Origin of the sequence: Rhodococcoides fascians NBRC 12155 = LMG 3623, assembly GCF_001894785.1 — a bacterium.
In the GTDB taxonomy this organism is placed as follows: domain Bacteria; phylum Actinomycetota; class Actinomycetes; order Mycobacteriales; family Mycobacteriaceae; genus Rhodococcoides; species Rhodococcoides fascians.
The window spans coordinates 197253-210670 of record NZ_BCWW01000001.1 but is presented as its reverse complement, the minus strand read 5'-3'; the positions used below and the strand labels follow the sequence as shown (position 1 = coordinate 210670).

The window sequence follows — 13418 nt, the reverse complement described above, 5'->3', positions numbered from 1 at the left end:
GTAGCCCACTACGAGTTTCCACTCACGACGAGCGAAGCTCGGCCTTGACGAGATAGACGTTGTAGCTGTCCCACTCCGAGACGGTGAAGTACAGCTCGTTCGCCGTGGACCATGGATGAATGAAGCCGCCGTAGGTCTTGGGGTACTCGGCGGTGTCGATCAGGGTGCTCGGGGCGGTCCACTGGCCCTGCGGTGAATTCGCTTCGCGCAGAACGATATCGCCGCGTAACGGATCCAGATACGTCATCTGCCAGAGGTCTCGGGCCTCGTCGTGATGGACCGACAGTTCCCCGGCCATACCGTCGGCGATGGGGGTGGCCTCGTTCGATCCGACGGGAGCCCAGGTGCCGTTCACCCAGTACTGGTAGGCGGTCTTGTTCAGTACGTCCGCTTTCGGGACGCGTGCCAGGCCGACCTGTCCGGCGCGACCGTTGACGGTGCCGAACATGTACACGTACTCCCCCGCCGGGACCATCGTCGAAACCTGGAACTTGGAAAACCCGAAGACATTGTCCCACTTGGCATGTTCGTCCTTGACCCAGGTGGATCCGTTGTCGTCCGAGTAGGCGATGCCGCCGTAGTTGGTCCACCACATGCCGGGGATCGTGCTCCAGCGCCGGATGGACATGTACGACATGTACTGCCGGTCGTCGATCGCGAACCCGGACGTGGGGATGACGGTGGTCTCCCAATTCTTGATCTTGCGCGAGGGTAGTAATTCGGCTGCGTGACAGCGGGAATCCTGCACCATCGAGTCCAGGGTCATACCGTCGGACAGGTCGGTGTCGGTGCTGAGTCCCAGTACGTTCGACCGCCAATCCTCTCCGCCGACCACACCGAATTCCCAACCCCTGCCGAAGGAATCGCCGAATACGACGGCGACCTCGCCCGGTTTGCTCTCCCACATGATGCCGAGGTCGGTGCCGTCGACCTGCCAGCGCTTGTCGGTGCGGTTCTCCGATCCCGGTCCGGTCAGCTGCGAGACCACCTCGACGTGTCCGACGGCCGGTGCCACCGGCGGTACCGTCGTCGGCCCGGACTCCGCCGCGGTCACGGCGGGTGCCGGCGGCGGGGTTCCCGGAGTTCCACCGGGGCCGGGAATCGGGATGGGAATGGTCTCGGGTTGCGGGTCGATCTCGATGCGAGGGAACGGCAGATGGTCTGCAGAGCCGGTGGTGGGCGACTCCGTGGCGTCGGTGAGGTCGGGGCAGGGGTCCGCGCACGGGTCGGTCGACGGTTCCGCCTGGACACGGGTGTTGTTCGGCGGCGGGTCGGGCACCGGCACGAGTTCGATCGACGGATACGGCACGGGGATCACCACACGATCCGGCAACGGCGGCAGCTGCGGCGGATTGCCGGCCCCGATGGGCTCTGGTTGGTAGTCCTTGGGGTCGAATCCGGTTTCTCCACAGGAATTCACCGGCGGTGGCGGCGCCGCGTACGCGGGGGGTGCGGCAAGAACGGCTGTACCTGCGGCAACCGCGATGATGCAGCCGAGCGACGTCGTGCGGCCATGCATGCGGTGCCCCCGTGTTGTCCGACGAAACCTAGCGGTCCGATACGGCAAGATACACCACGTCAGCGCGGTGCGCGCCTCGTGTTGAGTATCGCTGCGACGAAGCCGACGGCGTAGATCCCTGCTCCGACGAACACCAGCGCGTGCGCAGTGGGATCCTGGCTCAGCTCCGTGGCGTCGGGTCCGACGGCGAATGCGGCCGCGGCGAGGGCGCCGACGAACGCGACGTTGAACACGGTGTCCTGCAACGCGAAGACTCGTCCGCGATGCGCGTCGTCGATCTCGATCTGCATGGCCGCGTCCCCACTGAGTTTGACGGTCTGCCCGGCGATGCCGAGGAGAAATGCGCCGAGCAGCAGACTGGTCTGGGTGAGGCCGGAGACGGCACCGACCTGAGCGGCGATGGCCAGGACGAGGGCCGTGGCGATGGTGCGGGTGCGGCCGAACCGCGGGACGGCGAACGGGGCGATGACGGCGGCGAGGAACATTCCGGTGGCCGTTGCTCCGACGGCAATGCCGAAGCCGGCGAGGCCGCCGGGCAGGGAACTCTGCGTGCTCTCCCGCAGCACCAGCACCATGATGAGGGTGTTGATGCCGAACACGATGCGGTGTGCCCCGATGCCGATCATCGCGGTGGTCACGCCCGGGGACCGCCACACCGCCAGGGCACCCGATTTCAGGCCGGCGGCAACATCTTTCAGCGGGTTGCCGGGCCGATCGTCCGTATCGGGACCGAGAGACCGCGGCGCGAACCGTCCGGCCGCAACAGCACCGACCACCGAGCCGGTCGCGGCCAGCCCCACGGCTACACCCGAACCGACATCCCCCGCTCCGACGGCACCGATCACTGCGACCGCCAGTCCCGCACCGGCCGCCGCGAAACCGGAGCCGACGGTGGCCAGCACCGAGTTCATCGGCACCAGCCACGATTGCCGCACCACATGCGGCAAGGATGCCGACGCGCCCGCCAGGACGAACCGACTGAGCCCCACGGTGGCCAGAGCCAACAGCAGCAGCGGCGTGGCGTCGACCCCGGCACACAGAAGCCCGGCGGTAGCGGTGATGAGAACGATGCGAACGATATTGGCCCACAACAGAACCGATCGACGATCCCAGCGGTCCAACAGCGCACCTGCGAACGGGCCCACCAACGAGTAGGGCACGAGCAGAACAGCGAAACCGGCGGCGATCTCGGCGGGGTTGGTGGCGCGTTCGGGATTGAACAGGATGGCACCGCTCAATGCGGCTTGGAACAATCCATCACCGAACTGGCCGGCGAAACGAACAGTGGTGAGCTTGCCGACGCCCGGGGACTCACGTAGGCGGGTACGAAAGGAGGCGTCGTTCACCGACGGGACTCTATCCCGCGTCGGTCACACCGATACGGCGGGCTTGTCTGCCTTCCACCATGCGATCGTGGCGGCCGTGCCGTCGGCGAGAGGGGTGGGCTCGAGGCCGAGAACGCGCTCGCTGTGGCTCGAATCGAGGATGTAGGGGTAGCGGAATTGGTACAGGGTGTCCCCCAGCTCTTTCATCGGACCGGAAACGAGCCCCAGTGCTCGCATGACCCAAGCCGGCACGGCACCGATCTTCGGAGTCGGCAAGTCCGCTGCAGCGGAGTACATCTCGATCATCTCCCGCTGAGTCACCGCGGGGGCGGTCGGTGCATGCAGGACGGTGTTCCACGTGGACGGTCGTGCGGCTGCGACGATCATCGCGGCTGCGAAATCCGGCACGTACGTGAAGGAATGGGGTAGGTTCGCGGCCCCGATCACCCGAATGGTCTTACCGGCGAGCACATTGGCGACCACACGTTCTCCCATGTGCGAGACGAGCACCCGTGGGCCGTAGAAGTCGGATGCCGCGATGCTGACGGTGGGGGTCGAGTGAGCGTCGCGTGCGGCCAGGAGTTCGGTGCGCACACCCAGCTTTCGGAACGTGGCATTTCTGGGCGAGTCCTCGCGAATGGGCCCGTCGATCCGGCCGTAGGCGTAGAGACTTTCGGGGAACACGACGACCGTGCCCGCGGCCGCGTCGAGCACACGTCGTTCCATCGCCTCGAGCTTGTCGCGCCACACCGTGTTCTCGTAGGCGGCGTGGGTGCAGTGATAGATGGCGGTTGCTCCGTCGACGTGCGCTCGGAGGTCGTCGGACTCGACGTCGACCGATCGCCGTTCGATGTTCGGATGCTGTGGCCCGCTTCCGGATCGAGTGAGGATCCGCACCGTATGTCCCTGCGCGGCAAGCTGTTCGGCGATCGTCCAGCCGACGGGTCCGGCACCGGTGACGACGTGAAGTTCTGACATGGCTACTCCGTTTCGGTAAACGAGAGCGGTGCTCTCTGATGTGTCGAGTGTGCACCTCTGCTCGGAGAAAAGCAAGAGCATTGCTCTCGGAAAAGAGCGGCAGTTACAGTAGCGAGCATGGCGAGCACTCCGCGTACCCGAGCCCGCGCCCAGACTCTGAGCGACATCACCCGCATCGGACGCGAGCACCTGGCCGCAGACGGTGCTGCTGCCCTGTCGCTTCGCGCGGTCGCCCGAGATCTGGGCGTCGTCTCCTCGGCGGTCTATCGCTACGTCTCGAGCCGGGACGAACTACTGACGTTGCTCGTCGTCGACGCGTATTCCGAGCTGGGCGACGAAGTCGACGCGGCTGTCGACGCAGCGGACGGCCCCGCCGACGAATTCCGGGCGTTGAGCCGGGCGGTGCGTCGATGGGGACTGCGAGAGCCGGCCCGGTACGCGCTGCTCTTCGGCAGCCCCGTACCCGGTTACCACGCGCCCGCCGAACAGACCACCGGCCCGGGGACTCGGGTGATCACCACATTGGTAGCAGTCCTGCAGTCGGCCTGGGACATCCGTCGCCCGGACATCGAATCGGCACCCACCGAGTTGGCGTCGCTGCACGCAAGTTTCGAGGACATCCGCGCCCAGATGGACATGGACCTGCCCGACGAGCTCATCGCATTGGGCGTGATGGTGTGGGCGTCACTGTTCGGTGCGATCAACTTCGACGTGTTCGATCAGTACGGCGCGACGACGTTCGCTGACCGGGACGCGTTGTTCGAGTTCCAGTTGGGGATTCTGACGAAGATTGCCGGGCTCGAGTAGGACCGAGGACTGGCCGTCGTGCTTGTGCCACATCCGGCGGTGTGCGGTGCCACAATGGCTGATGTGGCAGCGCATGCGGAGGAACCCGAGGACCGGACGGCGTCGGCACTGCACGATGTTCGTCCCGGCAGTCTGCTGGTGTCGTCCATCGAACTCGTGGAGCCCACGTTTCGGCGCACCGTTATCTACATCATCGAACACAACGACGCGGGCAGTCTCGGCGTCGTGATCAATCGCCCCAGTGAGACCGCGGTGCAGAACGTGCTGCCCGATTGGTCCGAGCTCGCCGCGAAGCCGCGGGCCCTGTACGTCGGTGGTCCGGTCAAGCGTGATTCGGCACTGTGTCTGGCCACGCTGCGCACCGGCGCGTCGATCGACGGGGTCGCCGGTCTGCGCCGAGTCGACGGCCGGGTGGTGATGGTCGATCTGGATTCCGACCCCGCAGACATCGCGCCGTACGTGGAGGGTGTGCGCATCTTCGCCGGGTACTCGGGGTGGACGTTCGGGCAGCTCGAAGGTGAACTGGACCGAGAAGACTGGATCGTGTTGTCGGCCTTGGCTTCCGACGTGATCGGTCCGCCGCGCGTCGACCTGTGGGCGCAGGTGCTGCGTCGTCAGCCGATGCCGTTGGCGCTGTTGGCATCCCACCCGATCGACGTCGAACGGAACTGAGAGCGGCTGCGCCGCACGTGCGCGGAACTTCGTAGCAGGGGTCGAGTTTCCACTCACGACCCAGGACGCAACCTAGTGCGAAAAAGCCCGCGCGGTCGAGTGTCCGCCCGATTTCAGACCGTCGATCACCTCGTCGATGGCGATGCACAGCATGCGGCCGAGGTCTGCGCTGAAGCCCTCGCGGACGACGATTCTGAGTACGGCGACGTCGGTGGCGTTGTCGGGCATCGTGTACGCCGGCACCTGCCAGCCGCGGGCTCGCAGTTCGTGGGACACGTCGAACACGGTGAACTCGCAGTGCTCTTTCAACATGAACGACAGGACCGGGATGGCCGATCCGTCGGTGATTACGTCGATGTCTGGATGTCCCGCGAGATGAGTGCTGACGCGAACTGCGGTGTCGCGCAGTGCTCTCATGATGTCGGTGTAGCCGGACCGGCCCAGGCGCAGAAAATTGTAGTACTGGCCGATGACCTGATTGCCCGGCCTCGAGAAGTTCAGCGTGAAGGTGGGCATGTCGCCGCCGAGGTAGTTCACGCGGAACACGAGATCCTCGGGCAAGTCTTCCTTGGTCCGCCAGATGGCGAATCCGATTCCCGGATAGGTCAATCCGTACTTGTGTCCGCTGGCGTTGATGGACTTGACCCGAGGCAGACGGAAGTCCCATTCGAGCTCCGGGTACAAGAACGGTACGACGAAACCACCGCTGGCCGCGTCGACGTGAACCGGTACGTCGGGTCCACCGCCGCCGGCGATCTCGTCGAGGACGGCGCAGATTTCCTGTACCGGTTCGAGTTCACCGGTGAACGTGGTGCCGAGAATCGCCACGACGCCGATGGTGTTCTCGTCCACCGCGTCCCGAACCTGTTCCGGGGTGATGACGTAGCGACCGCGCTCGACGGGCAGGTACTTGGGTTCGACGTCGAAGTAGCGACAGAATTTCTCCCACACCACCTGGACATTGCTGCCCAACACCAGGTTCGGGGTTCCTGTCCCGGCGCCCTTCGCCCGCCAGCGCCACTTGAGCGCCAACCCCGCCAGCATGACTGCTTCACTGGAGCCGATGGTGGACACGCCGGTGGCCGACGACGGGTCCTTGCGGTCGAGGCCGGGTGCGTGGAACAGGTCCGCGACGATGTTGACGCAGCGTTCTTCGATGGCCGCGGTGGACGGGTACTCGTCCTTGTCGATCATGTTCTTGTCGAACGTTTCCGCCATCAGCTTTTCGGCCTGCGGATCCATCCAGGTGGTGACGAACGTCGCCAGGTTGAGGCGTGAGCTGCCGTCGAGCATCAGTTCGTCGTGGATGTAGCGGTAGGCGGCGTCGGGGTCGAGTTGATTCTCGGGGAGTCGCAGTGCGGGTACAGGATCGGTGGCGAGCCGGCCGGTGTAGGCGGCAGAGACGACGCCGTCCGTGTGCAGTTTCCTGGGCATTGTCTTCTCCGATTTCTCGACTGACACCAACCTAGTCCGCGACGACCGCCGCCGGGCTCGGTTCCGGTCGACGCGCGAAATGCTGAGCGATGACGGTGCACACCATCAGTTGGATCTGATGGAACAGCAACAGCGGCAGGACGATCAACCCGATGGGTTGGCCGACGAACAGCACGGCGGCCATCGGCAGTCCGCTCGCCAGGCTCTTCTTGGATCCGCAGAACAGCAGCACCAGACGATCCTCGAGCGAGAAACCGAACCACTTGCCTGCGTACCAGGTGATCGTCAGAACGAGGGCGAGCAGCAGGATGCACACGGCGACGACGATGCCGATGCGCCACAGGGCGACCGAGGACCACACGTGTTGATTCATCGATGCGCTGAAGGCGGAAAAGACGACCAGCAGAATCGATCCCCGGTCGACGAGCTTCGTCGACGCGCTGTGGCGGGTCAGCCAGCCCGTCACCCAGGGTCGGAGCAACTGACCGACGGCGAACGGGAGCAGCAGCTGCGCAACGATGTCGAGGATCGAGCTGGGATCTATGCTCGCCGAACCCGTGGTGGTCATCAGCGCGAGCACCAGCAGCGGGGTGACGAACACGCCGAGGATGTTGGAGAACGACGCGCTCACCACGGCACCGGCCACGTTGCCTCGGGCGATGGAGGTGAAGGCGATCGAGGATTGGACGGTCGAGGGCACCAGGCAGAGGAACAGCACTCCGGTGTAGAGGTCCTCGCTGAGCAGACTCGGTTCGAGGACCCTCAGGGCCAGGCCGAGCGCGGGGAACAGCAGGTACGTCGACGCCAGGATCACCGAGTGCAAGCGCCAGTGTTTGACGCCTTCCCAGGCGTCACGTGGGGACAGTCGCGCGCCGTAGATGAGAAACAGCAGCCCGATGGCGACGCGTGTCACCCAGCCGAGAACGTCCTCGGCGGTTCCCGACGCGGGGAAGATGCTCGCCAGCGCGGCGACCGCGAAGATGCTCAGCAGGAAGGGATCCAGGACGGTGTCCCGCAACGCTTTCACTCGGCCACTCAGTCCGCAGTGGTGGTGCGGGCACGGTCGGTGAGGGTGTTGAGCGTTCCCGCGATCGTGTCGGCGGCTGCGGTTCCGATGGTCAGTCGATCACCGTTGGCGAAGGTGACGAATGCCGCCGGCCCGGCTTCGGTGGCGACGGCGTAGTTGCCGCGGCCCTTCGCTCGAAGACCCCACCCGCCGAAGTCCTTGGCCGGGTTCACCGTCCGCACCGAGGCACCGGTGATCTCGGCGATGTCGTAGTCGAATGCCGCCATTCCCAGGCTCGAGACGTAGAGACCGTCGCTGTCGATGTGCACGGTGAATCGCAGTAGGGACAGGATCAGGATGGTCAGCGGAACGAACAGAAAGATCGGCCACGGCGAATTCGAGAGGTAGCACGTCACGCTGGCTCCAGCCGCAGACAGCGCGATCACCGTGACTGCGGCGACGCGGCTGGCTCCGACGGGAACCACCAGCGGCAGTTCGAGGCCGCACCGAGGTAGGTCGGTGTGCAGGGGTGCGGTGGCGACGACGCGTTCGCGGTGATCCCGCAGGCGTGTCGCTCCGAACAGTCCGATTGCGAACCCGGCAACGGTACCGACGGCGATGGCCCAGCCGGGAATGGTGACGCTCTGCTCGGTGGGTAGGTCGAGTTCGCGTGCGAGGGTCGCGATCTCCAGCACGCCGATCGTCCCGACGACGGTAAGCCCGATGATCAACATCGTCCGACGCATGATCAGCAGCACTCGGGCCAGGGCGGCCACCGCGCTCACACCGCCGCCGACCAACACGATGACGATGGCGACGGTCCAGGCGTTGGCGAGCGGATCGGAGAAGTCGTCCGGCTGGGTTCCGCTGAAGTGAGTCGCCACCTGGTCCGGCAGGCGACCCTCCCACAGATAGGCCAGGACGAGGCAGAGAGCGGCAACCGCGAGCGGGAGGACGACGCCGAAGACGACTCCGGCAGGATCGAAGGTGCGCAGACTCTTCTGTTTCATGCGCTCAGCTCGGCTGGCAGGCGTCCTTGAGGCTGCACGAGATGCACGATTGTCCGCATCCGTCGGCCTCGGCGGGTGCCGGCACTGCCGCGGCTGCGCGGGCACCGATGGATCCGCCGGCTGCGGCGATGAACAGCGCTGCAGTGAGGGCAACGACCACTCCGACGACCGCTGCGATGCCGCTCAGTGCGAGTGCGGCTACGCCGCCGATGGCCAGTACCAGCGCAGATGCTGCTGTGGTCGGGCCGGCGACACGGTTCGCGAGGACGAACGTCTCGTCGTCGCGCATTGCCTCTGGGGTACGGACACCGGCGAAACGATTGCGCGGGAGCCGGCCGAGCAGCGACAGGGCAGCGACAGCCCCGACGACGAGGGCGAGCACGAACAACACAACCGAGACGATGACCACCTGGCCAGGATACGGCGCAGCGAGGTCCTGGTACCAGGCGGGCCGCGTCACACTTTAGGCTGGTATGTGTGACCGATTCCGTTGAAGCATCCACCGAGTCCGTTCCCGAGTACCGCTACACAGCCGAACTCGCCGGGCGCATCGAGGAGCAGTGGCAGGACCTGTGGGAATCGCAGGGCACCTTCGACGCGCCCAACCCGGTCGGAGCGCTCGCCGGAGACGTCCCGAAGGACAAGCTCTTCGTCCAGGACATGTTCCCGTACCCGTCGGGCAGCGGCCTGCATGTCGGGCACCCCCTGGGCTACATCGCCACCGATGTCTTCGCGCGATACCACCGCATGCAGGGACGCAACGTGCTGCACGCACTGGGCTACGACGCCTTCGGACTGCCCGCCGAGCAGTACGCCGTGCAGACGGGTACGCATCCGCGCAGCACCACCGAGGACAACATCGTCAACATGCGACGCCAGCTGCGTCGCCTGGGTCTCGGGCACGATCGTCGACGGTCCCTGGCGACGACGGATGTCGACTTCTACCACTGGACGCAGTGGATCTTCCTGCAGATCTTCAATGCCTGGTTCGACGACGAGCTCGGCAAGGCGCGCCCCATCTCGGAGCTGGAGGCGGAATTCGCCTCGGGTGAGCGGACCTTGGACGACGGCCGCTCCTGGGAGTCGCTGACCGTCGGTGAACGCCGCGAGGTGATCGACGGCTTCCGTTTGGTGTACGAGTCCAACTCGATGGTCAACTGGTGCCCTGGCCTGGGTACCGTGCTGGCCAACGAGGAGGTCACCGCCGACGGACGTAGCGATCGCGGCAACTTCCCGGTCTTCCGAAAGAACCTGCGCCAGTGGATGATGCGCATCACTGCGTACTCCGATCGGCTGGTCGACGACCTCGAATACCTGGATTGGCCCGAGAAGGTCAAGACCATGCAGCGCAACTGGATCGGACGCTCTCGCGGAGCGCAGGTCTCGTTCTCCGGGATCGAGGTGTTCACTACCCGTCCGGACACGCTGTTCGGTGCCACCTACGTCGTGCTCGCGCCCGAGCACGATCTGGTCGACGGCATGGTGGCCGAGCAGTGGCCTGCAGGAATTTCGGACAAGTGGACCGGCGGCGCCGCGACACCGGCCGAAGCCGTTGCCGCATACCGCGCGTCGATCGCCGCGAAGTCCGATCTCGAGCGGCAGGAGAACAAGGAGAAGACCGGCGTCTTCATCGGTGCGTACGCCGAGAACCCGGTCAACGGTGAGCAGGTGCCGGTGTTCATCGCCGACTACGTGCTGACCGGGTACGGCACCGGTGCCATCATGGCCGTTCCAGGCCACGACGCACGTGACTGGGAGTTCGCGACGGCATTCGATCTGCCTGTGCGCGAGGTCATTTCGGGCGGTGACGTCACCGAGGCAGCGTACGTTGGCGACGGTGCGCTGGTGAACTCCGGCTTCCTCGACGGCCTGCCGGTCGACGAGGCCAAAGCCGCCGTCATTGCACGCCTGGAATCAGAAGGCAAGGGCCGCGGCACCATTCAGTACAAGTTGCGCGACTGGCTGTTCGCGCGCCAGCGCTACTGGGGCGAGCCGTTCCCGATCGTCTGGGATTCCGAAGGCAACCTGCACGGACTGCCCGATTCTGCTCTGCCGGTGGAACTTCCCGAGATCGAGAACTACGCCCCGGTCTCGTTCGATCCTGACGACGCCAGCTCCGAGCCGTCCCCACCGCTGGCCAAGGCCGACGAGTGGGTCAACGTCGAACTCGATCTGGGCGACGGACTGCAGACCTACACCCGCGACACCAACGTGATGCCGCAGTGGGCCGGCAGCTCCTGGTACCAGCTGCGCTACGTCGACCCCACCAACTCCGAGGCCTTCGCAGACCCGGAGAACGAAAAGTACTGGGTGGGGCCGCGTCCCGAAATCCACGGACCCAACGATCCGGGCGGAGTGGATCTCTACGTCGGTGGCGTCGAGCATGCGGTGTTGCACCTGCTGTACTCGCGCTTCTGGCACAAGGTGCTGTTCGATCTGGGTCACGTCAGCTCGAGCGAGCCCTACCGACGCCTGTACAACCAGGGTTACATCCAGGCCTACGCGTACACCGATTCCCGCGGGGTCTACGTACCTGCAGCCGAGGTCGTCGAACGCGACGGCGGCTACTTCTACCAGGACCAGCCCGTCAACCGTGAGTACGGCAAAATGGGTAAGTCGTTGAAGAACTCGGTCTCGCCCGACGAGATCTTCGCCGAGTACGGTGCCGACACCCTGCGTGTCTACGAGATGTCGATGGGTCCGCTGGACACCTCACGCCCGTGGGCGACGAAGGACGTCGTCGGCGCGCAGCGCTTCCTGCAGCGCGTGTGGCGACTGGTGCTCGACGAGGTGACCGGCGAGGTTCGCGTCACCGACGCCAAGCCCACCGAGGACACCCTGCGAGTGCTCAACCGGGTGATCGACGGTGTGCACGCGGATTACGCTGCGCTGCGCGACAATACGGCCGGTGCCAAGTTGATCGAGCTGACCAACCACATCACCAAGGCGTACCCGGACGGTGCTCCACGCGGTGTGGTGGAGCCGCTGATCCTGATGCTCGCTCCCCTGGCGCCGCACCTCGCCGAGGACTTGTGGGGCAGGCTCGGACACGAGAAGTCGTTGGCGCACGGGCCATTCCCGCGCGTGGAGAAGAAGTGGTTGGTCGCCGATACCGTCGACTACCCCATCCAGGTCAACGGCAAAGTCCGCAGCCGCATCACGGTCTCTGCCGATGCGACGAAGGACGACGTCGAGAAGACGGCATTGGAAGACGAGAAAATCGTGGCCCTGCTGGACGGGAAGGCCCCGACCAAGATCATCGTGATCCCTGGTCGCATGGTGAACATCGTTCTGAAGTAACCCCCGCCTCCGCCGAACTCGAAGTTATGGATGAAAATCTTGCGATTTCCGTCCATAACTTCGAGCTCGCGGGGGTTTAATTTGTTGCATGTCACTGGCTGGTAGAGGGTTTGCGTTGAGGCTGATCGCCTCCGTCGTACTGCTTCTCGGGTCCGTAACTCTGGTGAGTGTCCCTGTCGCACAAGCAGATCCGGGACCCGGCTCACCGATTCCTGCCGACGATCCGTTCTACGATTGGGACGGCGGCCTGGACGTCTCCCCGGGAACGGTGCTGCGGTCGAGGTCCATGACGTTCCGTACCCCCACCCAGCCGACGCCGATCACAGGCAGCCAGGTGCTCTACAGGACTACCGACCAGCAGGGCGACGGCGTCGTCACGGTCGCCACAGTGCTGCGGCCCTTGATCCCCGGGCCGACGCGGATCGTCTCGTACCACATGGCGTACGACGCCCTCGGCTCGCAATGCAATCCCTCGTACACCCTCAGCGGCGGGTCCACGAGTCCCATTGCCGGCGCGGAACAGACGGTCATTGCCGGTTACCTTGCAGCCGGCTACACCGTCGTCGTGCCGGATTACGAGGGCGAGGAGCTCGAATGGACGATCGGGCGGCAGTCGGGCTACGCCGCTCTGGACGGCATTCGTGCCGCGCAGTCCCTCCTGCAGCTTCCGTCGAGCACGCCCGTCGGCATGGTCGGTTACTCCGGTGGATCCGTCCCGACGCAGTGGGGTGCCGAAGTTGGCCCCGAGTACGCACCCGAGCTGAATCTGGTCGGTGCGGCGGCCGGCGGGCTACCGGTCGACCTGGCTCACAACCTTCCGTACGTCAGCGGTAACAGAGAGTGGGCGGGTGTCATCCCGGCACTGATCGTCGCCTACGACCGCGCGTACGGCCTCGACCTGAACAGCTTCGTCTCCGACTACGGCTTCGAGGTGATCGATCAGGTCGATCAGGAGTGCATCGCCCAGTTCGCCGACGACTACCCCACGCTCACCGACGCCTCGATGGTGAAGGCCCCGTACACCTCCCTGCTGGATGTACCCGAGGTGGTGGCGGCGATCGACGACAACATCATGGGCAGCCAGGGCACCCCGCGGACGCCGATGTTTCTGGCCGTCGGTCACGCCGATCCGATCGGCGACACCGTCATGATCACCGGCGACGTGCAGGGACTGGCGTACGGCTACTGCGGCCGGGGCGTGGATGTGCAGTACGCGCAGTACGACGGCCTGACGCACAGCGACGCCTTCCCGGTATTCGAGGCGCAGAGCCTGCAGTTCCTGACCGAACGGTTCAGCGGTGGGCCGACGCACAGCAACTGTGTGACGATCCCGCCCGGCAATGCCTTGACCCCGACTTCGTAGTTCT

11 protein-coding genes are annotated in these 13418 nt (G+C 65.4%); 4 read left to right on the top strand and 7 right to left on the bottom strand.

From position 1 onward, the window contains the following. Positions 1–22: 22 nt before the first annotated feature. The 3 genes from RFA01S_RS01105 to RFA01S_RS01095 are packed head-to-tail and all read right to left on the bottom strand — an operon-like array spanning position 23 to position 3822. Positions 23–1519: a glycoside hydrolase family 183 protein gene (locus tag RFA01S_RS01105; RefSeq protein WP_032407744.1), complete on the bottom strand. Its 1497-nt coding sequence runs from the start codon at positions 1517–1519 to the stop codon at positions 23–25. A 59-nt stretch (positions 1520–1578) separates the two neighbouring features. Beyond that, on the bottom strand, positions 1579–2865 hold the full coding sequence (locus tag RFA01S_RS01100) for an MFS transporter (protein ID WP_032407743.1): 1287 nt from the start codon (positions 2863–2865) through the stop codon (positions 1579–1581). A gap of 24 nt (positions 2866–2889) precedes the next feature. Then, positions 2890–3822, bottom strand: coding sequence for an NAD-dependent epimerase/dehydratase family protein (locus tag RFA01S_RS01095; RefSeq protein WP_032407742.1), 933 nt, complete (start codon positions 3820–3822; stop codon positions 2890–2892). A 117-nt stretch (positions 3823–3939) separates the two neighbouring features. Here RFA01S_RS01095 and RFA01S_RS01090 point away from each other — a divergent pair, with 117 nt between their 5' ends. Both RFA01S_RS01090 and RFA01S_RS01085 read left to right on the top strand, forming a co-directional pair. Beyond that, positions 3940–4629 carry a TetR/AcrR family transcriptional regulator gene (locus tag RFA01S_RS01090; RefSeq protein ID WP_032407741.1) on the top strand — a complete coding sequence of 230 codons (690 nt, stop codon included), beginning with the start codon at positions 3940–3942 and terminating at the stop codon, positions 4627–4629. 54 nt (positions 4630–4683) lie between these two features. After that, on the top strand, positions 4684–5301 hold the full coding sequence (locus RFA01S_RS01085; RefSeq protein WP_032371389.1) for a YqgE/AlgH family protein: 618 nt from the start codon (positions 4684–4686) through the stop codon (positions 5299–5301). A gap of 72 nt (positions 5302–5373) precedes the next feature. Here the strand turns inward: RFA01S_RS01085 and gad are convergent, their stop codons facing one another. The 4 genes from gad to RFA01S_RS01065 are packed head-to-tail and all read right to left on the bottom strand — an operon-like array spanning position 5374 to position 9160. Then, complete coding sequence (gene gad / locus RFA01S_RS01080; RefSeq protein WP_032407740.1) at positions 5374–6735, bottom strand: glutamate decarboxylase; 1362 nt, start codon at positions 6733–6735, stop codon at positions 5374–5376. Positions 6736–6766: 31 nt separating this feature from the next. Further along, complete coding sequence (locus RFA01S_RS01075) at positions 6767–7762, bottom strand: bile acid:sodium symporter family protein (RefSeq protein WP_027495024.1); 996 nt, start codon at positions 7760–7762, stop codon at positions 6767–6769. 8 nt (positions 7763–7770) lie between these two features. Next, on the bottom strand, positions 7771–8751 hold the full coding sequence (locus tag RFA01S_RS01070) for a DUF1648 domain-containing protein (RefSeq protein WP_032407739.1): 981 nt from the start codon (positions 8749–8751) through the stop codon (positions 7771–7773). A 4-nt stretch (positions 8752–8755) separates the two neighbouring features. Continuing rightward, a complete protein-coding gene (locus RFA01S_RS01065; RefSeq protein ID WP_032407798.1) occupies positions 8756–9160 on the bottom strand; it encodes an SdpI family protein in 405 nt (134 codons plus the stop codon). A gap of 68 nt (positions 9161–9228) precedes the next feature. Here RFA01S_RS01065 and leuS point away from each other — a divergent pair, with 68 nt between their 5' ends. After that, positions 9229–12051: a leucine--tRNA ligase gene (leuS, locus tag RFA01S_RS01060; protein WP_032407738.1), complete on the top strand. Its 2823-nt coding sequence runs from the start codon at positions 9229–9231 to the stop codon at positions 12049–12051. An 88-nt stretch (positions 12052–12139) separates the two neighbouring features. Further along, positions 12140–13414: a lipase family protein gene (locus RFA01S_RS01055; RefSeq protein ID WP_032407737.1), complete on the top strand. Its 1275-nt coding sequence runs from the start codon at positions 12140–12142 to the stop codon at positions 13412–13414. Positions 13415–13418 lie beyond the last annotated feature (4 nt).

Excerpts from the sequence above, each read along its gene's own strand:
- RFA01S_RS01105 (WP_032407744.1), bottom strand. The coding sequence starts at position 1,519 with ATGCATGGCCGCACGACGTCGCTCGGCTGCATCATCGCGGTTGCCGCA.
- RFA01S_RS01095 (WP_032407742.1), bottom strand. The coding sequence starts at position 3,822 with ATGTCAGAACTTCACGTCGTCACCGGTGCCGGACCCGTCGGCTGGACG.
- RFA01S_RS01090 (WP_032407741.1), top strand. The coding sequence starts at position 3,940 with ATGGCGAGCACTCCGCGTACCCGAGCCCGCGCCCAGACTCTGAGCGAC.
- RFA01S_RS01085 (WP_032371389.1), top strand. The coding sequence starts at position 4,684 with ATGGCTGATGTGGCAGCGCATGCGGAGGAACCCGAGGACCGGACGGCG.
- gad (WP_032407740.1), bottom strand. The coding sequence starts at position 6,735 with ATGCCCAGGAAACTGCACACGGACGGCGTCGTCTCTGCCGCCTACACC.
- RFA01S_RS01070 (WP_032407739.1), bottom strand. The coding sequence starts at position 8,751 with ATGAAACAGAAGAGTCTGCGCACCTTCGATCCTGCCGGAGTCGTCTTC.
- RFA01S_RS01055 (WP_032407737.1), top strand. The coding sequence starts at position 12,140 with ATGTCACTGGCTGGTAGAGGGTTTGCGTTGAGGCTGATCGCCTCCGTC.